The sequence below is a fragment of the Dactylosporangium sp. CA-139114 genome (assembly GCF_050955725.1).
Classification (GTDB): domain Bacteria; phylum Actinomycetota; class Actinomycetes; order Mycobacteriales; family Micromonosporaceae; genus Dactylosporangium.
Genome location: NZ_CP192080.1, coordinates 6,726,016 through 6,746,434, shown reverse-complemented (window position 1 = coordinate 6,746,434; position 20,419 = coordinate 6,726,016). Strand labels below are relative to the sequence as shown.

Below are 20,419 nucleotides of genomic sequence, written 5' to 3'. Positions count from 1 at the left end.
CAACCGTGTCAGGAAGCGGTGAGCATGCCCTCTGCGGTGGCGTCGATCCGGACGTCGAATCGGGCGCTGACCACGTTGAGGACGGCCCGGAGATACTCGGTGTCCTCGGCGCAGGCGCGTTGCAGCCGCAGACGCCTGGCTTGCATCGGCGCCATGCGCAGGCCCAGGAGCGCGCCCGTGGGCGCGATGGACGCCAGGTACAGCAGCCGCAGGTCGTCGCGGTACCGCTCGTAGCCGCCGATGCCCTCGTAGTCGTTGATGAAGTCACCGCAGCCGTACAGGATGAGCCGGTCGCGGTACACCTCCATCGGCCGGGGATGGTGCGAGGAGTGCCCGTGCACGACGTCCGCGCCGTTGTCGATGAGCGCGTGGGCGAAGCGGATCTGCTCCGCCGGGATCTCGTACCCCCAGTTGGACCCCCAGTGGATGGAGACGACCGCGACGTCGCCGGGCCGCTTGTGTCGCCGGATGCGCTCGGCGAGCCGTTCGGCGCCGTCCACGGAGATCTCCGGCACGACGTCGAGACCGGCTCGATCCTCGGTCGCGGCCCAGTCCAGCGGAATGCCGCTGGACGTCGCCCCGCACGCGAACACCAGGACGCGGGCGTGGTCGACGCGCACCGTCGCGGGTCGCCGCGCCTGATGCGCATCCAGGCCGCCGCCGGCCACCTGGAGGCCCGCGCTGCTCAACGCGGCGAGCGTTTGTTCGAAGCCGCCGAGCCCGAAGTCCAGGGCGTGGTTGTTGGCCAGGACGCACACGTCCGGACGCGCCGCCGCGAGGCAGGGAAGGTTGGCGGGATTCATGCGGTAGTGCACCGCCTTGCCCGCCGCGAACCGGTCGGTGCCGGTGACGCTGGTCTCCAGGTTCACGATCCGGGCGTCCGGCGCGGCACCGGCCAGGACGTCCAGTGCGTCGCCCCACGGCCAGGAGAAGTCCACGGGCCGGGGGACGGGGCCGTTCGCCGCCTCCGCCAGCGCGACGTAGTCGCCCGCGCCGTGCACGTACCGTTCGCGCAGCGTCGGGTCGAGGGGATGCGGCAGGATCTGGTCGATGCCGCGGCCCAGCATCACGTCGCCGCACAGGAACAGCGTCAACGGACCGGCCGGCCTGCCGTTCACGGCCGCGCCGCCGCCGTTCGCTTGGCGTCGATGTAGGCGCGGAGGCGTTCGATCGGCCAGGTGTTGACCACGTCGTCGGCGGTGAGCCAGCCGCGCTGGGCGGTGCCGATGCCGTACCGCAGGTGGTCCAGGTGCACCGGTGCGTGCGCATCGGTGTCGACGGCGAAGCGGACACCGTGGCGCTTCGCGCGCAGGATGAGTTCGTCGGGCAGGTCCAGCCGGTCGGGAAAGCTGTTGACCTCCAGGATGGTGCCGGTGCGCGCGGCGGCCGCGAACACGGCGTCGAAGTCCGCGTCCAGCGGTGGCCGTTTGCCGATCAGGCGGGTGGTCGGGTGGCCCAGGACGGTGACGTAGGGGTTCTCGCACGCGCGCACCAGCCGCTGGGTCAGCTGGGCGGCCGGTTGGTTGAAGTGGGAATGCACCGACGCGACGCACAGGTCGAACCCGGACAGGAACGCTCCCGGCCAGTCCAGCTCGCCGTCCGGGCCGATGTTGAGCTCCGTGCCGTGCAGCAGCACCGGGCCGCCGCCGGTCTCCAGCTCCCGCAACGTGCGGCGCTGGGCGAGCATCTTGTCGTCGGTCATGCGCTGCATGGGCATGTTCTTGGCGTGGTCGGTGATCGCGTAGTACTCGTAGCCGCGGGCCCGGGCCGCGGCCACCATGTCGGCCGGCGGTGCCACGCCATCGGTGAGGTCGGTGTGGGTGTGCAGGTCGCCGCGGATGTCCGCCTCCGTCACCAGCGCCGGCAGCGCCCGGTCCCGGGCCGCCTCGACCTCGCCCCGGTCCTCGCGCAGCGGGGGCGGGACCCACTGCAGGCCGAGCCGCTCGTACACGGCCTCCTCGGTCTCGGACACCACGAGGCTGCCGTCGTTGACGCGGAACAGCCCGTACTCGGAGAGCTTGAACCCGGCTCGGACGGCGATCTCACGTACCCGCACGTTGTGCGGCTTGGAGCCGGTGAAGTACTGCAGCCCGGCGCCCCATGCCGCGGGCGGGATCACCCGCAGGTCCACCTGCAGGTCGCCGTGCAGCCGTACCGAGGACTTCGTCGCGCCCTTGGCCAGCACGTCGGCGACCATGGGCAGCCGCGTGAAGGCGTCCATCAGCGGACCCGGCCCGGTCGCCGCGGCGAGGATGTCGACGTCGCCGACGGTCTCGCGGAACCGGCGCAGGGAGCCGGCCCAGGTACACCGGATGCACCCCGGCACGCCGCGTAGCGCCTCCACGACCTGCTCCGCCGCCGCGGTGGCCACCGACAGCAGCACCCGGCCGTGGCTGCGCTGCAGCACCTCGATGCCGTGCAGGATGTTCCCGGCCGTCTTCGCGCCGAATCCCCGGTGGCCCGCCAGCTTGCCGGCGGCGATCGCGTCCCGCAGTTCGTCGATCGAGGCCACGCCGAGCTCGTCGTGCAGTTGCACGGCCCGCTTCGGCCCCAGGGTGGGAATCCGGATGAGGTCCAGCACGCCGCCGGGCACCCGCAGCCGCAGGTCGTCCACCACGGCCACCCGACCGGTGTGCAGGTACTCGACGATCTTCTCGGCGATCGAGGTGCCGACGCCCGGGATCTGCCGCAGGCCGCCGTCGTCCATGGTCGCGACGTCCAGCGGGTGACCGGCGACCGCGCGGGCCGCCTTCTCGTACACCCGGCTCTTGAACGGTGCTCCACCGGTGACGATCAGCAGGTCGGCGTATTCCTGCAGCAGCGCCGCGACGGCGTCGTTCGCCCGCGCCATACCGCCAAGTCTAGGCCGGCTGCCGGCGGCGGACACGGCGCCGGCCGGCCGCCCCGACGGGCCGTGGCAGACGGATCGGTGGCCGGGGGCGGCACCTACGGCCCGGCGATGACGTGCCGCCGCCCGGGCCATCGAACTTGACGCATCCCCGTATGGTGGCGTTGCCGCATCGCGGTTGCGTCGGCCCGCCCAGGGAAATCGCCCGGCCTACGGAGGTGCTGTGGTGTTCGACGACGTGTTCTGGTACATCGTCATATTCCTGTTGCTCTTCGGCGGCAGCACCGCCGGGTTCGTCCAGCACCTGCAGTCCCGCCGGCACCGGTTCAAACTGGCGATGGCCCAGGAGAAGGTCAAGCTGGAGCAGGCGAAGGCGAAGCTGGCTGAGGAGCAGAACCGGCAGACCGCGCTGGAGGTGCGCAAGGCCGAGCTGGAGATCGAACGCTACGACCGGCGGATTCCGGGTCTGCTGTCGGCTCCGCTCACCGACGGCGCAACCGGCGACGCCGTGGAAGAGGCGCCGTAGCCGATTTCCTGCCGCGGCGGGGACATGCCGCGAGCGCGGCACGGAGCTCGCCCTCGCCGCGCTCGCATCCGCCGTTGCGGCAGGATGGACCGATGACGGACGATGTACTGGCCGAGCAGGTGGGGTACTACCGCAGCCGCGCCGGGGAGTACGACGCCACGGCCTACGGTGACGTGGACACCGCCCGGGCCCGGATCGCGCGGCTCGTGCGCGCGATGGCGCCGCGCGGGCGGGTGCTCGAGCTCGCCTGCGGCACCGGGATGTGGACAGAGGCGCTCGCGCGGGAGGCCGGCTCGGTGCACGCCGTGGACGCCGCGCCCGAGACGATCGCCATCGCCCGGGGCCGCGTCCGGGAGGGCGCGGTCTCCTTCGAGGTCGCGGACGTCTTCGCGTGGCGGGCCACGGGGGCGTACGACGTCGTGTTCTTCTCGGCCTGGCTCTCCCACGTGCCGCAGGCGCGGTTCGACGAGTTCTGGGGCCTCGTCCGCGACCGGCTCGCCCCCGGCGGCCGCGTCCTGTTCGTCGACGAGCACGTGGACGAACAGGCCAAGGAGGCCTTCGTCGGCGACGAGGTGGTCGAGCGGCGGCTCGCCGACGGGCGCACGTTCCGCATCGTCAAGCACTTCGTCGACCCGGCGGCGCTGCGGGACCGGCTGGACGGGCTCGGGTGGGAGTGCCGCATCGAGCGGGACGGCGACGACTGGATCCTCGGCGAGGCGCGCATCGGCGACGGGCGCCTCGACTGACCGCGGCGGCCGTCCGGAAACGACGACGCACGGCGGCCGTGCCCGCGCCGCGCGGTGAGCTGATGTTGGCGCCTGATGCGCCCCAGATGCGCAAGCGGTTGCGTCAGGCGTCCACGCCGACGCGTTCGCGCAGGTCCTCGGCCCACAGGTCCGCGGTGTAGACCGGGGTGCCCGGCTGGTGTTTGCGACCGCCGTCGGCCAGGCCGCCCGCGTCGACCGGTTCGAAGCCGAGCTGCTCCACCAGGTCGAACACCTTCCACTTGGCTTCGGCGTCGTCCGCCGACACGGGGATGCCGTAGCGGCGGTTGGCGCCCGCCGAGTGGCCGTAAGAGCGCAGGTGGTCCCACCGCATCGCGTTGAAGGCCTTCACCACGTGCGCGCCCGGCAGTTCCCGCTGCACCAGCTCGCTGCTGGTCACGTGGCCGTCCTCGAGCTCGGCGAACCGGCCGTCGCGCTGCGGATAATAGTTGCTCGCGTCGATCACGGTCTTGCCGTTCAGCTCGGCGGCCGGCAAATCTCGGTACTGCCCGAACGGCACCGCGAGCACGACGATCTCGCCGAATCGGGCGGCCTCGCCGGGTGTCGCGGCGTGCACCCGGCGGCCGAGGCCGACTTCGAGCTCGTGCAGCGTGTCCGGGCCGTGGCGGTTGGCTATTGCCACGTCGTCGCCGGCCTCGGCACACAGGTACGCGAGCGTCGAGCCGATGTGGCCCGCCCCGATCAGTCCGATTCTCATGCGCCCCGGCTACCCCGGCCGGACCCCTTCACCCAACAACCGGCCCGTGCCGGACGCGTTCACCCGCGGGTAAGGGGAGTGGTCCGCGGTGGGCCTTTCATGGGCAACGTTCCAGGCGCTAGGCTCTCACCGTGCGTAACCTCGCCCCCGACCAGCACATCTGCTGGACGTATGACGACCCGGGGCAACTGTACGACTACGCACGGTCATACCTCGATGCCGGGCTCCAGGCCGGGGAGCGGGCCTGGTTCGCCGGCCTCGCCGACCCGGGCTGGCTGCCCGAGGGCGCCGAGTTCGTCTCGATCGAGTCCACCTACGCGGCCGGTGCCGCCGTCGACCCGAAGGCCCAGGTCGCCGCGTACGCCGTCGCCACCGAAGCGGCGCTCGCCGCCGGGCACACCGGGCTACGGGTGTTCGCCGACTGCGCCGCGCTCCTGCGCACCGACGCCGAGCTGGACGCCTTCGCGCGATACGAGGCCCTGGTCGATCGCTTCATCGCCGTCGCCCCGATGCAGGCCGTGTGCGCGCTGCACCGGGCCGAGGCCGGCGAGCGGGCCGTCGGCGAGCTCGCCTGCCTCCACCCGCGCACCAACGCCACCGAGGCCCGGTTCACGCTGCGCGGCGACCCCTACGCGCCCGGCACGGCGCTGCTCAGCGGCGAGCTGGACAGCGGCGCCGACCGGCTGTTTCCCGTCGCACTCGAGCGGGTAGCACCACATCCTGAGCACGGGGAGATCGTCTTCGACGCGCACGGCCTGCACTTCGTCGACCACCGGGCGCTGCTGCACCTGGAGCGCTACGCGGAGCGGCGGGACGTCACCGCGGTGCTGCGCACCTCGCTGACGACCGCGGCGCACCTGGTCGAGCTGCTTCGGCTGACGCGGATTCGGATAGAGGCGGCGGGATGAGGACGGGGGCCGGGGCCGGGCACACCGGCTACCTGCACGAGGCGGTGTGTTACGACTCCGACGAGCACCTGCTCGCCGTGGTCGTGCCCTTCCTGCTGGGCGGGGCCGAAGCCGGCGAGCCCACGCTGGTCTCGTTCGGGGCGCGCAACGCGGCCCTGGTCCGCGACGCCCTGCCGGCCGGCTGCCCGGTGACGTTCCTCCCCGGCGGCGACGTCTACGCGCGCCCGGCCGGGGCCATCCGCTCCTACCGCCACCTGCTCGCCGAGCAGGTGGCCGCCGGCGCCGGGCAGATCCGCATCGTCGGCGAGCTCGGCCGCGAGACGTTCGGCGACACCTGGGACTGGTGGGCCCGCTACGAGTCGGCGATCAACCACGCGTACGACGACTTCCCGCTGTGGAGCATGTGCGCGTACGACACCCGCAGCACCCCCGCCCACGTGCTCGCCGACGTGCTGCGCACCCACCCCCGCACCGCCGGGCCCGGCGGGCGGCACACGGCCAACGACGAGTACACCGACCCCGAGACGTTCCTGCTGGAGAACCGGCCCGAGGTCGCCGACCCGCTGCAGTGGCAGCCCCCGGCCGCCGACGTGCTCGACGCGCCGGCCGAGGAGGCCCGCCGGATCGTGCGCGCGGCCGGGGAGGGCCGGGTCGGCGGGGCGCGGCTGGACGACCTCACGCTCGCGGTGAGCGAGATCGTGGCGAACGCCGTCCGGTACGGCCGGCCGTCGACCCGCCTGCGCGTGTGGGCCGGGGACGGGCGCGTGGTCGTGTCCGTCACCGACGCCGGCACCGGTCCGAAGGACCCGTTCGCGGGGCTGCTGCCCGCGGCCAGCGAGCACTCCGCCGGCTTCGGGCTGTGGATCACCCACCAGGTCTGCGACCACGTCACCCTGCAGCGCGCACCCGAGGGGTTCACCGTCCGGATGACCGTGAGGGACTAGACCGGACGACCGGCGGGAGCTACACGGGCTGGGCCGCCGGCTCGAGCCGGGCCTCGAGCTCCTCCGGGGCGAGCGGGCGGGCGTAGAGGTACCCCTGCCCGAGCTCGTACCCCTGCCGCCGCAGCGACTCGGCCTGCGCCGGGGTCTCGATGCCCTCCGCGACCGCCGAGAGATCGAGCGTCTTCGCGATGTGGATGACCGCCTGGGCGACCGCCGCCGGCCGGCCCGCGGTCGTGATCTCCTCCACGAAGCTGCGGTCGAGCTTGAGCGTGGTGACGGGGCAGGTCAGCAGCAGCCCGAGCGAGGACGCGGCGGTGCCGAAGTCGTCCAGCGCGATGCGCACGCCGAGCGCCCGCAGCTCGTGCAGGGTCGCGATCGCCGGCCCGTCGTTGAGCACCGCGGTCTCGGTCACCTCGACCAGCAGCCGCTGCGCCGGCAGCCCGGTCGCGGCCAGGGCGGCCCGCACGTCGTCGACGAACCCGGGGTCCTGCAGCTGGCGCCCGGCCACGTTGACGGTGATCGAGCGCAGCGCGTCGTCGCCGTACTGCCGCAGCCACTGCGACGCCTGCCGGCACGCCTCGCGCAGGGCCCAGCGGCCCAGCGGCACGATCAGGCCGGACTGCTCGGCGACGGGGATGAACTCGGCCGGCGAGACCGGGCCCCGGGTCGGGTGCTCGAAGCGCATCAGCGCCTCGGCTCCGAACAGCGCACCGTCCTCGAGCCGGACGATCGGCTGGTACCGCAGGTAGAGCCGCTCGGTCCCGATGGCGTCGCGCAGGTCCGCGCCGAGCTCGGCGTGGGCCTGGATGCGGGCCGCCATGTCCGGCGTGTAGCCCACGGAGTTGCCCTTGCCGCGGTCCTTCGCGGCGTACATCGCGATGTCGGCCTTGCGCAGCAGGGTGCCCAGGTCGTCGCCGGGCCCGGCCGGCGCGACGCCGATGCTGGCGTGCACGAGCAGGTGGTGCCCGGCCGCGTTCACCGGCGGCACGAGCAGCGACAGCACCCGCTCCGCGGCCCGGTCGGCGTCCCCGCCCGGCGCGTGGCGCAGCAGGACCGCGAACTCGTCCCCGCCCAGGCGGGCCACGACGTCGCCGCCCCGCACCGCGGCCCGCAGCCGCTCGGCGACCGCCACGAGCACGGCGTCGCCGACGTCGTGCCCGAGCGTGTCGTTCACCTCTTTGAAGTCGTCGAGGTCGATGAGCAGCACGGCCGCGCTCGCGTCCTGGGTCAGGGCCTCGCCGACGAGCGCGCTGAACCCGGCCCGGTTGGCCAGGCCGGTGAGCGTGTCGTGGGTCGCCTGGTGCTGCAGCTGCTGCTCGTGCCGGCTGACCGAGTCGAGCAGGTGCGCGTTGTCCCGCAGGGCGAACAGCTGCCGCGCGACCACGATCCCGGTGATGAGGATGGCCCCGAGCGCCACCGGCGCGATGTCGACGACGCCCTGGTCCCGCCCCGCGCGGAAGCTCTGCACCGCGAGCAGCAGCGAGGTGGCCGCGACGGCGACGTAGGGCAGCGTCGAGAACCGTCGCTGCCGCCGCGCGCCGGCCCGGGGAGCGGCGGGCTCGTCGCTGCCGCGGCGCTGGACGTGCGCGGACCAGGTCACGATGAGCATGTTCACGATGATGCTGATCGGCTGCAGCCCGACCCAGCGCGGCTGGTTGGTGATCGGCGCCGCCGCGGAGGCGAACACGCCGATGAGAATGGTGAGCGCCAGCAGCCGCAGCGACGCCGAGGTCACCGGCCCGCTGCCGACCATCACCACCTTCATCACCGCGACCAGCGCCAGCAGGCAGACCAGGGAGATCAGCAGGATCCCGAGGAACTTGGGTACGTCGGTGTGGCTCTGCGCGAGCGGCCGGAGCACGAGGTGCCACAGGAACAGCGCCGCGCCGGCCATGACGGTCGCCCCGTCCAGCGTGAGCCGCACCCACTCGCTGCGGCTGCGCTCGCCCAAGGGGAGCCGCAGCAGCGCCCACATCACGATCAGCAGCGCGACGGCGAGCAGCGGCACGGCGGTGCCGACGAGGAGCAACGGGCGCGAGGACCACTGGGCGAACGTGGCCGCGGTCATGAAACTGGCCCCGGCGAGCACGAGCACCTCGACGACGCTGAGGGTCGCCCAGAACCGCCGCGCGGCCGGGTGCAGCCCCGGCGTGCGGGCCACCCGCAGCGTGGTGAGCATGGCGACCACGCTGGTCGCGGGCACCGTGAGCCACATCAGCACCTTCGGTGCCGGCAGCCCCGCGGCGAAGAACACGGTCCAGACGCAGCCGAGCCCGAAGATCGTGAGGCAGGCGATCAGCAGCGGCCGCGTGTCGGCGCGCTCGGCCCGCAGATGTTCGTCGCCCATGCCGTCGCGCCTCCCTCTGGTCCGTCCGATCGGCCGCCTGCAAGATCGGTCGCCGCGCCAGGATATGTAGGAAACGCCTGTAGCCCCATCGGTCAATCCGCCACCACGGGTCACGGCCCGGGCCGCCCGCCGCCGGCCGCCGCGCGCTCGCCGCCGCTGTCGAGCGGCGTCGCCCGTTTCGCGTTCGTCGCGGGGCGGGAGCGGGGTGGTTGCCGGGATCATGGTCGCGTCCGGGTGTGCCGATGCTCACGCCGACCGGGACTCCGACGGACGGGCAGGGATGGCATGGCGGCACGGCGCACGGTGGCAGGGATCGGGGCAGTGATCGCGGGGGTGGCGCTCGGGGCGCCCGGCGCGTACGCGGCGGACGCCGTGGTGTCCAAGGGCCGGCCCACGGCCGCGTCGGCGGGCAGCGCCGCGCGCGCGGTCGACGGGAAGACCTCGACGCGGTGGACGACCAGCGGGCGCGGCGCGCAGTGGCTGCGGGTCGACCTCGGGGCCGTGAGCGCCGTCAGCCGCGTCAAGCTGTCCTGGGGTTCCGCCTTCGCCAAGGTGTACCGCCTGGAGACCTCCGCCGACGGGAGCACCTGGACGCCGTTGTACTCCACCGGCTCGGGCGACGGCAGGACCGACGACCTCGGCGGCCTCGGCGGCACCGGGCGCTACGTGCGGCTGACGGCGACCCCGCGCGACGCGAAGGGACTCGCGCTCGGCGAGCTGCAGGTCTACGGGCACCGGGCCGAGGCGGCCCCGGCCCCCGCCCCGACCCCGACCCCGGCCCCGACCAGGGCGGACCTGAGCACGGACGTCGCCATGCGCCTGGTGTCCTCGGCGGAGAACTCCAGCCTCGACTGGCAGGCCCAGTACCAGTACATCGAGGACATCGGGGACGGCCGCGGGTACACCGGCGGCATCATCGGCTTCTGCTCCGGCACCGGCGACATGCTCGAGGTCGTCGAGGCCTACACCGCGGCCGCGCCCGGCAACGTCCTGGCGAAGTATCTGCCGGCCCTGCGCAGCGTCAACGGCACCGCCGCGCACACCGGCCTCGGCGCGGCCTTCGTCGCCGACTGGAAGCGCGCCGCGGCCGACCCGGCTTTGCGTAAAGCCCAGGACGACGAGCGCGACCGGGTCTACCTCAACCCGGCGATCGCCCAGGCCAAGGCCGACGGGCTGCGGGCGCTGGGCCAGTTCGCCTACTTCGACGCGCTCGTCATGCACGGCCCCGGCAACGACGCCGCCAGCTTCGGCGGCATCCGCAAGGCGGCCCTGGCCAAGGCGAAGAGCCCGGCCCAGGGCGGCGACGAGACCGCGTACCTCAACGCGTTCCTCGACGCCCGGGTCGCCGCGATGCGCACCGAGGAGGTGCACAGCGACACGAGCCGCGTCGACACCGCCCAGCGCGCGTTCCTGGCCGCGGGCAACCTCGACCTGCGGCTGCCGCTGGCGTGGAAGGTGTACGGCGACCCGTACACCATCACCGCCTGACCGTCACCCGCCTGCCCGAATCGGCGTCGCTCGACGATGCGGTGCGTGACGCTCGTCGTGCGTGACCTGCCGGCCGGGATCGCGGCGCTACCCAGGTGCCGGGTGCTGCCCCCGGCCGGCCCGGTCGCGGCCCGCGACGGCTCGTCGGGCCGCCTGGGCCGGGGGCGGCGGGAACAGCCGGCGCAGGGTGGGTGCGACGGCCGAGGCGAGTACCGGATCGTCGCCGGTCGTCATGAGCAGGTTGACCACGCCCATCGCGACGGGGGCCGGACATCGCGGCCGCCGCGGCGGCCGCGATGTCCGGCGCGGCGATGTCGGCGAGCAACTGCCGCACCAGTGCGGATGCAGCCCCGCGGCGTCAACCACCTCGAGGTCGTTCCGGAATCGCGACCGCTCCCAGCTGACCGAACCGTAAGCATGCAGGCTGGCGCAGGCCAGGGCCTCGCCCGCGGTGCCGCGCAGCACGACGGTCGTGTGGCCGTGACAGCGGCAGATGTCGCCGGTGAACCGGCCGGTCGTCGTCAGCGCCCGGAGCGCGCCGAGCGCCGGGGGCTCGCGCAGCTCGGCGAGCACCGCCCGCCCGGGCAGCGGACCGGCCGCCTCGCCGCCCTCGACGATCTGCACGAGATGCGTGCTCGCCCAGACACCGTCGAGCCAGCCGATCATTCCAGTCTGCTCCACGGGTGCGGGATCTTACGCGTCGCGGCCGGACAGTGCGTCCGCGGTGAGGGCCCGGACTGTCAGTCGCCGAGCGTGAGGTGGACCGGGCCGCCGGTCGGGTCGGCCGGCCGGACCAGCGCGTACGGCACCCGGAACACCCGCCCGGGGGCGGCCGGCCAGGGCAGGCGCCGCGAGCCGAGCCGGCGGCCGTCCTGCGTGGCGGTGACGCGGGGGAGGCGGCGGTGCTCGGTGGTCCACAGCAGCAGCCGGTCCCGGGCCGGCGGCGGGCCGCCCGGGTGGATGAGCTGCGGGGCCACCCACCGCAGCGGCGGCTCGGCGACCAGCTCGACGCCGGGGCTCCCGGGCCGCTCGACGCCGGCGCTGCCGGGCCGCCCGGCGCCGGCCAGGTGCCGCAGCACCGCGGCGGCGACGTGGCGGCCGTCGAGCGCGGCGACGTCGGCGGTGTCGACCGGGTGCAACAGGTTGCCGGCCGCGAAGACGCCGTGGCGGCTCGTGCGCAGGGCGGCGTCGACGCGGGGGCCGAGCGTCGCCGGGTCGATCGCGAGCCCGGCCGCGCGGGCCAGCTCGTGGTCGGGAATCCAGTCGCCGGTGAGCACGACGGTGTCGCACGCGACGTGCTCGCGGCGACCGGTGCGCAGGTCCTCCAGCTCCACAGTGGACACCCGGCCGTGCCCGTGGATGGCGGCCAAGCGGGTGCGGGTGCGCACGGGGCGCAGCGGCAGCCGCAGCTCGGGCCGGGCCAGCTCGGTGGTGAGCAGGACCGTCCGGCAGCCGGCCGCGCGCAGGGTGAGCACCGCCGACCAGCTCACGAGCTCGGCCCCGACGACGACCGCGCGGCGGCCGACGGCCCGGTGGTGCAGGTGGACGAGCTGCTGGAGCTGCCCGGTGGTGTAGACGCCGGCCGGCCGGTCGCCGGGGATTCCCCGCGCGGGCCGCGGCCGCTCGCGGGCGCCGGTGGCGAGCACGATCGCGTCGGCGGTCACCGTGCGCCGCCCGCGCGGCGAGGTCACCTCGAGCGCACGGTCGCCGGCCCAGCCGGTCACCATCGCCTCGGTCTCCAGCACCGCCCCGGCCGCCGCGGCCCGTCCCGCGAGACGGTCCGCATAGGACGGTCCACTGAGGACTCGGTGCAGATCCCGGATGCCGTACCCGCTGTGCGCACTGTGCCGCGCGATCCCCCCGGGCGCGGTCTCCCGCTCCAGCACGAGCACCGTGCCGTCCACGCGCCCGGCCAGGACCGCGGCCGCCGCGAGCCCGGCGGGCCCGCCCCCGACGATCGCGACGCGCACGTGCTCGCTCACCGCGGCCCCCCGTGCGACTCGGCCAGGGCAGCGACCTCGGCACCGCAGAAGAACCCCTGGCAGCGGCCGTTCATCGCGCGGGTCCGGCGCCGCAGGCCGTCCACGGTGGACGGCGGGATCGGCGCGGCGAAGGCGTCGCGGATCTCGCCCCGTGTCACCCGCTCGCAGAAGCACACGATCCGGCCGTACTCCGGGTCGGCCGCGATCGCCGCGGCGTCCTGGTAGGGCCGCGGGCCCGCCTCGCCCAGGTTCGGCATCCGGGGCGGGGGCGGCAGGCCGGGGCGCTCGGCCACGTCCAGCACCCCGTCCACGAGGGACGCGACGTGCTCGGCGATGGCCAGGCACGCGGTGAGGCCGGTCGAGCGGATGCCGCCGGCGAGCACGTACCGGCGGGGCTCGTCCACGTCGATCAGGTAGTCCTCGGCGTCGATCGCGGCGCGCAGGCCCGCGTAGGCGGCCGTGACCTCCTCGTCCAGCAGCGACGGCATGAGCGCGGCGCCCTTCTCGCGCAGGAACGCGAACCCGGCCTCGGAGGTGCCGGTGGCGGCCCGGTCCTCGAGGTCCTCGGCGGTCGGGCCGAGCATCACGTTGCCGTAGATCGTCGGGCTGATGAGCACGCCCTTGCCCACCCTGGACGGCACGGGCAGGACGATCCGCGGCGCCTTGGCCCGGGCGAGCTTGTCGAACACGAGCAGCTCGCCGCGGCGGGGCGTGACGGTGAACCGTTCGTGGCCGAAGAGCCGGTCGACGACGTCGGAGCCGAGCCCGGCCGCGTTGACGACCCAGCGCGCCCCGATGTCGCCGTGCTCGGTGCTCAGCCAGGTGCGCGTGCCGTCGTCGCGCACGGCGGTGACGCGGTGGCCGCGCAGCAGGGTGACACCGCGCAGCACCGCCTCGGTCGCGAGGGCCAGGTTCGTCGTCCACGTGCAGGTGATCGACTCACCCGGCACCGTGAGGCCGCCGAGAGCGCCGGGGGCCAGGTCGGGCACCTCGTGGTACACCTGCCGGGAATCGACGATCGAGCACTCGGCGTAGCCGTTGCGCCGGGCCTTGTCCCGCAGGCCGGGCAGGGCCGCGAGCTGCTCGTCGTCCCATGCGACCAGCAGCGCGCCGGTGCGCTCCACGGGGATGCCGGTCGCCGCGGCGTAGTCGCCGAGCAGATGGTAGCCGCGGGCGACCAGGCGCGCCTCGAGCGTGCCCGGCTTCGCGTCGAAGCCGGTGTGCAGGATCGCGGTGTTGGCCTTGCTCGTGCCGTCGCCGACGTCGTCGCGGGCCTCGAGCAGGACCGTCGACAGGCGCGTGGCCCCGAAGCGCCGGGCGATCGCGGAGCCGACGAGGCCCGCCCCGATGACGGCGACGTCGAAGGTGCGGGCGGTCATGCCGCGGCCCTCGCGGCCTCAGCGTGCCAGCGGGCCAGGTGCTCGGCGGCCCGCTCCGGGGGCCACGCGGGTTCGAACGTGGCCGCGGGGCGCCAGCCGCCGGTCACGTCCACGATGGACAGTCCGGGGTCCAGGGCGAGGCGGGCGCAGGCGGCGGCGCCCAGGGCGGTCGCGTGCGGGGACGGGTACACCTCGATCGGCAGCTGCGCAAGGTCGGCCTGGGCCTGCATGAGCACGCGGGACCGGGTGAGCCCGCCGTCCACGCGCAGCCGGGTCAGCGGGGTGCCGAGGTCGTCGCCGGTGAGCGCGACGAGCGCGGCGACCTGGGCGGCGACGCCCTCCAGCACCGCGCGCACCAGGTGGCCCCGGCCGGTGCTCAGCGTCATGCCGGTCAGCGATGCCGTCGCCGACGCGCTCCACCACGGCGCGGCCAGCCCGGCGAGCGCGGGCACGCAGAGCACGCCCCCGCCGTCGGGGGACGCGACCGCGTCGAGCTCGGCGGCACCGCTGATCAGGCCGAGGTCGGCGAGCCAGCGCACGGCGGAGGCGGCGGTGTAGACCTGGCCGTCGGCGCAGTACGCGGTGGTGTCCCGCAGCCGCCAGGCGACCGACGTGGCCAGGCCCTGCCGCGAGCGCGCGGCGCTCGCCCCGAGCTGGGTCAGCAGGAACGCGCCGGTGCCGTAGGTGCACTTGGCGGTGCCCGGCTCCAGGCACGCCTCGGCCAGCAGCGCCGCCTGCTGGTCGACGACGAGCCCGGTGACGGGGACCTCGCCGCCGAACGCCGCGGTGGTGCCGACGGTCCGGTCGCTCGGCACGATCTCGGGCAGCTCCTCGCCGCCGAGGCCGAAGAGGTCGAGCAGCTCGTCGCTCCACGCGACCCGATCGAGGTCGAGCAGCAGGGAGCGGCTCGCCGTGGACGCGTCGGTGACGAACGCGCCGCAGAGCCGGTGGACGAGCCAGGTGTCGGTGGTGGTGACGACGCCCCCGGCGGTGCGGTGCTCGCGCAGCCAGCGCATCTTCGGGGCCGAGAAGTACGGGTCGAGCACGAGGCCGGTCAGCTCGGCGACGCGCGGCGCGGCGCCGGCGCGGGCGGCGCAGATCGCCTCGGCGCGGCGGTCCTGCCAGACGACGGCGGGGCCGAGCGGCTCGCCGGTGGCCCGGTTCCAGGGGAGCACGGTCTCGCCCTGGTTGGCCAGCGCCACCGCGTCGAGGGGGACGCCGGCCTCGGCCGCGGCCCTCCGCCCGGCGTCGAGCACGGAGCGCAGCAGCGCGTGCGGGTCGACCTCGACGCCGCCGCCGTCGAGGTAGACCGGCCGCAGCTCCTCCTCGGCGGTCGCGAGCACCCGCCCGGCGGCGTCCGTCACCACCGCCTTGGTGGCGGACGTGCCCTGGTCGATCGCGAGGACGTGCACGGCTTACCGCCCGGCCGCGGCGAAGAGCTGGACCAGGTCGAGGGCGGCCTCGCCGGTCCAGACGAGGGACGAGAGGCCGACCAGGACCGGGATCACGGCCAGGACCCGCGGCAGGGCGGCGGGCCGGGGGCGCAGCAGATGGCTCACCCGGCGGGGCACGATGCCGCCGACGCTCGCCGCGTGCAGGCCCGCCGGGTGCGGCGCGGTGCCGGCGAGCGCGGCGGTGCCGATGGCGTGGGCGACGGTACGGCGATCGCCCAGCGCGGCCGCGGCCCGCTCGTCCGCGGCCCGCTCGTCGAGGTAGTCGACGTGGCGGCCGGCCCACCACAGCGCCGGCCGCGCGGCGACGGCGAGCTCCGTCACGCGCACCAGGCGGTGGTGGCGCTCGGCGAGGTGGGCGCGCTCGTGGGCGAGGAGGGCCTCGAACCGCCGATCGGTGAGCAGGTCCCGCATCCCGGTCGTGACCACGACGCGGCCCGGGCGGCCGGGGACCGCGAACGCGCCCGCGGTCGCGTCGGGGACCGGGACCACGGGCCCGGCCGGGCCGGACGGCAGCAGGCGCAGGAGGTGGCGCTGGCGCATCCAGCGGTACGACACCGACCCGACGGCGGCCGCGAGCAGCCCGATGCTGAGCCACGGCACCCAGGGCTGCGACGCCGTGTCGTGCGCGACGATCCGCGTGGACCAGCCCAGCGCCCGGCCGGCGAACGGCACCTCGGCCGCGGCGTGCGCCGCGAACAGGGCCAGGCTGACCGTGCTGCCGATCGCGGCCACGGCGGCCGACCAGGCCACGGCCCGCGCCGCGGCGCCCGGGGCGAGGCGGTCGGCGAGCAGCCGGACGGCGATGACGGACCAGACGACATGGCCGAACATGATTGCGGCGCACCCTTCCCGCTACAGTCGTGCCCGTGACCCCGGACGAGGCGCGACCGAGGCGGCGGCCCGGCCAGCTCGAGGCCGAGATCCTGACGGTACTCGGCTCGACCGGTGCTCCACTCGCCCCGGGGGAGGCCCGGGGCCGGGTCGATCCCGCGGCGGCCTGTCCTGCCGCGCGGTCGTCACGACGCTGAGCCGGGCGCACGAGCGGGTGACCCCGGGCGGGCGTACCGGTACGGCGCGCTCAGCGACCCGGCCGGGCTCGTCGCGAACCGCATCAGCCGCCTGCTCTCGGCCGAGTCCGGCCGCGCCTCGGTGCTGCCCCGCTTCGTGAGCGGCCTGTCGGAGCGGGACGAGCGCCTGCTGACTTCTCCACGACTGTAGAAGTTCTGCGCGGAGGTCCTCATGACGGTGGTCCTGGACGACGTCAGCCTGACCGCGACCCGCGCGCGCATCCGCCGGCTGGCCGCCGGCGAGGACGGCGACCCGGCGGGCCGGGCGCGGACCGCCTTCGACCAGGAGGGGGCGCGGGCCGTGGCCCTGTGGCTCAACCAGCTCCCCGAACACCGCCGCCCCGCCTGACGCCGGCCGGCCGGATTCGAGCGGTGGCGGTGCGGTGAGGGTCAAGCCCGTACCGTCGCCAGGAACGACATCATCGCGGCGACGACCTGCTCGGGGAACTGCACGTGCGGGTAGTGGCCGGCGCCGGCGATCATGTCCAGCCGCCCCAGGCCCGCCGGGAGCGCCGCGACGATCGCCTCGCCCTCCGCCCGCGGGTCCACCCAGTCCGGGTCCTGGTCGCCCTCGATGATCAGCACCGGGCAGCGCACGTTGCCGAGCTGGGCGGCGGCGTCCGCCGGTGTCGAGCGCCCCATCAGCTGGAAGGACTTCATGCGGCCCGGCTCGCGCAGCTTCGACTCGATGCGCGCCAGGCTCGCGTCCCAGTCCGCGGGGCGGGGCTGCGGGTAGGCGATCTCCAGGTAGCGCCGCCAGCGGGCGATGCTGCCGAACAGGCCGGCGCCGAGCAGGTTCAGAACGCCCCGGCGGTAGCGGGCGACGCGGAAGTCGCCCAGGGAGTAGCTCAGCTTGCGCGTGAACGGCGCCAGCTCCACCACCGCGGTGATGAGCGAGGGGGCCTTCGCGGCGGCGATCGTGGCCGCGCCGCCCGAGATCGAGTGCCCGACCAGCACGGCCGGGCCGCCGAGGTGGGTGATCAGGGCGATCAGGTCGCCGGCGATGTCGGTCCTGGTGCAGGACTTCCAGCCCACGCTCGACTCGCCGCAGCCGCGCAGGTCCAGGGCGGCGACCCGGTGGCCGGCCGCGACCAGCAGAGGCGTCACGAAGCGGTACGCCTCCCGGTCGTTGCCGATGCCGTGGGCCAGCACGACGAGCGGGCCCGAGCCGGTCACCTCGTAGGCCAGGGTCCCGCCGTCCACGTTCAGGTACTCGGTCATCGCGCTCTCCAAGGGGCTCTGGCTAATGGCGTTAGCTAAAAGCTAATGGCATTAGCCAGACGTGTCAAGCGCGCGTTGCGCATGAGTCCTCGGCGGCGGCTGATGGTCGCGGTGCTCGGGGCGATCGCGGTGCCAGTGCGGCGACCGCCAACGTTGCCTGGGTTGGCGGCCGCCGTGAGCGCTCGTCCGGCTGTGTCGCGGACCCGGCAACGGTTGGTGGACAGCACACTGGCCGTCGGGGGACTCGCGCTGCGCGCCTTGCTGCGGCAGGAGCCGGTGCGCGTCCCGGACCGGCCGGTCCCCGGCGCGGTGCTGCTCGTGTCCGGCTACGGGGGGTGGGACGGCGGGCGTCGACCGGTTCGCCGCGGCCATCCGGGCCGCGAGGGCGGACGGCCACCGTGGACCAGGCGGTCCCCGGCGCGGTGCTGCTCGTGTCCGGCTATGGGGGGTGGGACGGCGGGCGTCGACCGGTTCGCCGCGGCCATCCGGGCCGCGAGGGCGGACGGCCACCGTGGCCCGGATGACCGCGGCGGCACTGGGGACCTCGCCGCCCAGGCCGACGTGCTCGACGATGCCGCGACGCGGGCCGTGCGCGCGGCGCCCCCGTCGACGTGATCGAGTGCTCCGCCGGGGGAGTCGCCCGGCACTGGGTGCGCGACCACGACGGCGTGCACAAGGCGCGGCGCGTCGTCACGCTCGGCTCACCGCACCCGTCGACGCCGAGCCCGACCCGCTCCAGCGCCTCCTCGACGCGCCGGCGACGGGTGGCGCGCACCGAGCGGCCGGCCGCGTCGAGCAGGCGCAGGTCCGCGCGGCCGGACAGGTGCCCGTAGGCGGCCGGTCCCTCCATCAGCGCGCCGAGGTCGCCGTACACCGCCAGCGCGCTCAACGTCCCCGGCACCCGGGCACGAGCCCGGCAGGCAAGTTCAGCGCCGAGGCGATCTTCGGCTGGGCGACCGGGGCGAATCCGCCCGACGCGGCGGCACGGGGCCGGGCGACATCGTCGGCGGGCGGCGCAACGCGCGCGCGGAGGAACCGCGTCGTGAGCGCCCCGCCCACGTCGACCTCGAGGGTCAGCCCCGTGCGCGGATCGGCCCACACGTCGACGGCGCCGACGCTGGTCTGCGGATCCCCAGGCGTCACCCGGACGCCGGCCGCCGCGACGCCCGCGATGCGCCGATCCGCCAGCACGGTGATCCCGGCCCCGGCCCCGGCGTCGCGCAGCAGGCGGAGCGCGAGCTCGGGCGGCACCCGGTCGGATGCCTGCGGCGGGCGGACCGCCGGCTCACCCGCGGTCCCGATCCACGTCGGCCGCCGCCCGCCCCCAGGACGATTGCCGCGGCTCGCCCGTCGTCCAAGGGCATTCGTCACGACGGTTGCGGCCCCGGCGGGATCGGCGGCTCCATCGGCCGCGCGGGGTTGCGGTGTCCATGGCCGGCGGTGTGCTGCGGTGCGCGGCGCTCGACGAGCGCAGCGGGAGCGGCACCCGCGCAGCGTGTTCTTGAACGCGGGCAGGCCGTCCTGGGCGTCGCGGACGAGATCGGTGTCGACCAAGCTTGAGTGGGCGGTGCCGTGGTGGGCCACGTCCAGCCACACCGCGTCGCCGAAGTGCTCGCCGTGAACGAGGTGACCGAGGCGGCGATGAGCCAGGCAGCCGTGGGGGTGTGGCGGGCGCGTGGTGGTCGTGCGGGCGTGATGTGGTGTGGCGGGCGCGTGGTGGTCGTGCGGGCGTGATGTGGTGTGGCGGGCGCGTGGTGGTCGTGCGGGCGTGATGTGGTGTGGCGGGCACGGGGCGGCCGTGCGGGCGTGATGTGGTGTGGCGGGCGCGCGGCGGTCGTGCGCATGACGCCGGCCAGGTTGACCTCGACGGTGTGCACGAGGGCCTCGATGTCGCCGGTGGCCACCGTGCCGCGGCTGGCGACGCCCGCCTTGGCCACCACGGCGTCGATGCGGCCGTAGGCGCCCATCACCCCGTCGACCGCGGCCGCCACACTGGCCTGGTCGGTGACGTCGGCGGCGAACCAGACCCCGCCGAGCTGTCCGGCGAGCGTCTCCAGCCGGTGGGGCCCGAGCCCGACCAGCGCCACGCGGGCGGCGGCCTCACGCGCGGTATGTTCGCCGATGCCGCGGGCGGCACCGGTCGTGAGCGTCACCCGACGGACGGGCTCCTGCGAGAAATCCGAACAGGGCGACCATCGGTTGGACCGGGTCGGGCCGGCCGCACGCGGGGTGGCGGCGGTGGAACATTGGCGCATTGTCGCGCAGGATTGTTGCGTCCGGGGAACCGTGTCGCTGGGTGCGGTGCAGGCGTGGGTGCGGATTTTATCGGCGGACCGAATGGGCGGCGTCACGGTATTCTCGGTGGAGTCGGACGAGGCTTGCTCCGGGGCGTTTGTCTCTGCGGGCTCGTGAATTCGGCGCAACTTCTCCGCATGCCGCCTCACCAGCCCCCAGTCGCGCCGTCGCTGCGCTTCCTTCCGGAATTCGTCCTTCCCGGGCCACCAATGTTTGGCCTTAGTGCGATCCCGCATAGCAGCCAATTCCCGAGCGCTGAAAAGCTGCATCTGCCCCATACCAAGAATTATCCCAGAATGCGGCCACGACCACGATCCCGGACCGCGCCCCAGCGCAAATGGCGAACATCTCGGCGACGGCGCTGCCGGAAAAGGCCTCGCCGTCGCTGCCAACTGGGTGTTCGTCCGGGCCGCGGGCATCATCATTCGGGCGGGCTATGGACAGCCGCGGTCGAGAATAACTGGGCGTATACCCCGTC

At 74.8% G+C, this 20,419-nt stretch carries 20 protein-coding genes; 8 read left to right on the top strand and 12 right to left on the bottom strand.

Annotated elements, in window-relative coordinates; genetic code table 11:
• Nucleotides 1-8: 8 nt before the first annotated feature.
• Nucleotides 9-1,118 carry a CapA family protein gene (locus ACQP2P_RS29935; protein WP_433606401.1) on the bottom strand — a complete coding sequence of 370 codons (1,110 nt, stop codon included), beginning with the start codon at nt 1,116-1,118 and terminating at the stop codon, nt 9-11.
• Complete coding sequence (polX, locus tag ACQP2P_RS29930; protein WP_433606399.1) at nt 1,115-2,851, bottom strand: DNA polymerase/3'-5' exonuclease PolX; 1,737 nt, start codon at nt 2,849-2,851, stop codon at nt 1,115-1,117. The genes ACQP2P_RS29935 and polX overlap by 4 nt, the downstream gene beginning before the upstream one ends.
• A gap of 220 nt (nt 2,852-3,071) precedes the next feature.
• On the opposite strand from polX, the gene ACQP2P_RS29925 reads away from it, so the two are divergent.
• Together ACQP2P_RS29925 and ACQP2P_RS29920 are read left to right on the top strand one after the other, a co-directional pair.
• The gene (locus ACQP2P_RS29925; protein WP_433606397.1) at nt 3,072-3,374 is read left to right on the top strand and encodes a hypothetical protein; all 303 of its coding nucleotides are present in this window, start codon (nt 3,072-3,074) and stop codon (nt 3,372-3,374) included.
• Nucleotides 3,375-3,466: 92 nt separating this feature from the next.
• The gene (locus ACQP2P_RS29920; protein WP_433606395.1) at nt 3,467-4,120 is read left to right on the top strand and encodes a class I SAM-dependent methyltransferase; all 654 of its coding nucleotides are present in this window, start codon (nt 3,467-3,469) and stop codon (nt 4,118-4,120) included.
• Nucleotides 4,121-4,223: 103 nt separating this feature from the next.
• Here ACQP2P_RS29920 and ACQP2P_RS29915 read toward each other — a convergent pair whose 3' ends face one another.
• The gene (locus tag ACQP2P_RS29915; RefSeq protein WP_433606393.1) at nt 4,224-4,856 is read right to left on the bottom strand and encodes an NADPH-dependent F420 reductase; all 633 of its coding nucleotides are present in this window, start codon (nt 4,854-4,856) and stop codon (nt 4,224-4,226) included.
• 131 nt (nt 4,857-4,987) lie between these two features.
• Between ACQP2P_RS29915 and ACQP2P_RS29910 the strand changes: the two genes are divergently transcribed.
• Together ACQP2P_RS29910 and ACQP2P_RS29905 are read left to right on the top strand one after the other, a co-directional pair.
• Nucleotides 4,988-5,764, top strand: a complete 777-nt coding sequence (locus ACQP2P_RS29910) for an MEDS domain-containing protein (RefSeq protein ID WP_433606391.1) — start codon at nt 4,988-4,990, stop codon at nt 5,762-5,764.
• Nucleotides 5,761-6,708 (top strand): anti-sigma factor RsbA family regulatory protein, encoded by a 948-nt coding sequence (locus ACQP2P_RS29905; protein ID WP_433606389.1) that lies wholly within the window; start codon nt 5,761-5,763, stop codon nt 6,706-6,708. The genes ACQP2P_RS29910 and ACQP2P_RS29905 overlap by 4 nt, the downstream gene beginning before the upstream one ends.
• A 19-nt stretch (nt 6,709-6,727) precedes the next feature.
• On the opposite strand, the gene ACQP2P_RS29900 is transcribed toward ACQP2P_RS29905, so the two are convergent.
• On the bottom strand, nt 6,728-9,055 hold the full coding sequence (locus ACQP2P_RS29900; protein ID WP_433606387.1) for a putative bifunctional diguanylate cyclase/phosphodiesterase: 2,328 nt from the start codon (nt 9,053-9,055) through the stop codon (nt 6,728-6,730).
• 321 nt (nt 9,056-9,376) lie between these two features.
• Here ACQP2P_RS29900 and ACQP2P_RS29895 point away from each other — a divergent pair, with 321 nt between their 5' ends.
• Entirely contained in the window at nt 9,377-10,543 is a 1,167-nt protein-coding gene (locus ACQP2P_RS29895; protein ID WP_433606385.1) for a chitosanase, read from the top strand.
• Nucleotides 10,544-10,630: 87 nt separating this feature from the next.
• Here the strand turns inward: ACQP2P_RS29895 and ACQP2P_RS29890 are convergent, their stop codons facing one another.
• From ACQP2P_RS29890 to ACQP2P_RS29870, 5 genes are read right to left on the bottom strand one after another with little or no spacing between them, the layout of a single operon-like run.
• Nucleotides 10,631-11,224: a hypothetical protein gene (locus ACQP2P_RS29890; RefSeq protein ID WP_433606384.1), complete on the bottom strand. Its 594-nt coding sequence runs from the start codon at nt 11,222-11,224 to the stop codon at nt 10,631-10,633.
• 59 nt (nt 11,225-11,283) lie between these two features.
• Complete coding sequence (locus tag ACQP2P_RS29885; protein WP_433606382.1) at nt 11,284-12,525, bottom strand: NAD(P)/FAD-dependent oxidoreductase; 1,242 nt, start codon at nt 12,523-12,525, stop codon at nt 11,284-11,286.
• On the bottom strand, nt 12,522-13,904 hold the full coding sequence (locus tag ACQP2P_RS29880) for an NAD(P)/FAD-dependent oxidoreductase (RefSeq protein ID WP_433606380.1): 1,383 nt from the start codon (nt 13,902-13,904) through the stop codon (nt 12,522-12,524). The genes ACQP2P_RS29885 and ACQP2P_RS29880 overlap by 4 nt, the downstream gene beginning before the upstream one ends.
• Complete coding sequence (locus ACQP2P_RS29875) at nt 13,901-15,316, bottom strand: FGGY family carbohydrate kinase (protein WP_433606378.1); 1,416 nt, start codon at nt 15,314-15,316, stop codon at nt 13,901-13,903. The genes ACQP2P_RS29880 and ACQP2P_RS29875 overlap by 4 nt, the downstream gene beginning before the upstream one ends.
• A gap of 3 nt (nt 15,317-15,319) precedes the next feature.
• On the bottom strand, nt 15,320-16,189 hold the full coding sequence (locus tag ACQP2P_RS29870) for a M48 family metalloprotease (RefSeq protein ID WP_433606376.1): 870 nt from the start codon (nt 16,187-16,189) through the stop codon (nt 15,320-15,322).
• 114 nt (nt 16,190-16,303) lie between these two features.
• On the opposite strand from ACQP2P_RS29870, the gene ACQP2P_RS29865 reads away from it, so the two are divergent.
• Together ACQP2P_RS29865 and ACQP2P_RS29860 are read left to right on the top strand one after the other, a co-directional pair.
• A complete protein-coding gene (locus tag ACQP2P_RS29865; protein WP_433606374.1) occupies nt 16,304-16,576 on the top strand; it encodes a hypothetical protein in 273 nt (90 codons plus the stop codon).
• A 21-nt stretch (nt 16,577-16,597) separates the two neighbouring features.
• Nucleotides 16,598-16,774 (top strand): hypothetical protein, encoded by a 177-nt coding sequence (locus ACQP2P_RS29860; protein ID WP_433606372.1) that lies wholly within the window; start codon nt 16,598-16,600, stop codon nt 16,772-16,774.
• A gap of 41 nt (nt 16,775-16,815) precedes the next feature.
• On the opposite strand, the gene ACQP2P_RS29855 is transcribed toward ACQP2P_RS29860, so the two are convergent.
• On the bottom strand, nt 16,816-17,646 hold the full coding sequence (locus ACQP2P_RS29855) for an alpha/beta fold hydrolase (protein WP_433606370.1): 831 nt from the start codon (nt 17,644-17,646) through the stop codon (nt 16,816-16,818).
• Between the two features lie 441 nt (nt 17,647-18,087).
• On the opposite strand from ACQP2P_RS29855, the gene ACQP2P_RS29850 reads away from it, so the two are divergent.
• A complete protein-coding gene (locus ACQP2P_RS29850; RefSeq protein WP_433606368.1) occupies nt 18,088-18,261 on the top strand; it encodes a hypothetical protein in 174 nt (57 codons plus the stop codon).
• 270 nt (nt 18,262-18,531) lie between these two features.
• Here ACQP2P_RS29850 and ACQP2P_RS29845 read toward each other — a convergent pair whose 3' ends face one another.
• Both ACQP2P_RS29845 and ACQP2P_RS29840 read right to left on the bottom strand, forming a co-directional pair.
• Entirely contained in the window at nt 18,532-18,897 is a 366-nt protein-coding gene (locus ACQP2P_RS29845; RefSeq protein WP_433606366.1) for a hypothetical protein, read from the bottom strand.
• A gap of 116 nt (nt 18,898-19,013) precedes the next feature.
• Entirely contained in the window at nt 19,014-20,219 is a 1,206-nt protein-coding gene (locus ACQP2P_RS29840) for an SDR family NAD(P)-dependent oxidoreductase (protein ID WP_433606364.1), read from the bottom strand.
• Nucleotides 20,220-20,419: the final 200 nt, after the last annotated feature.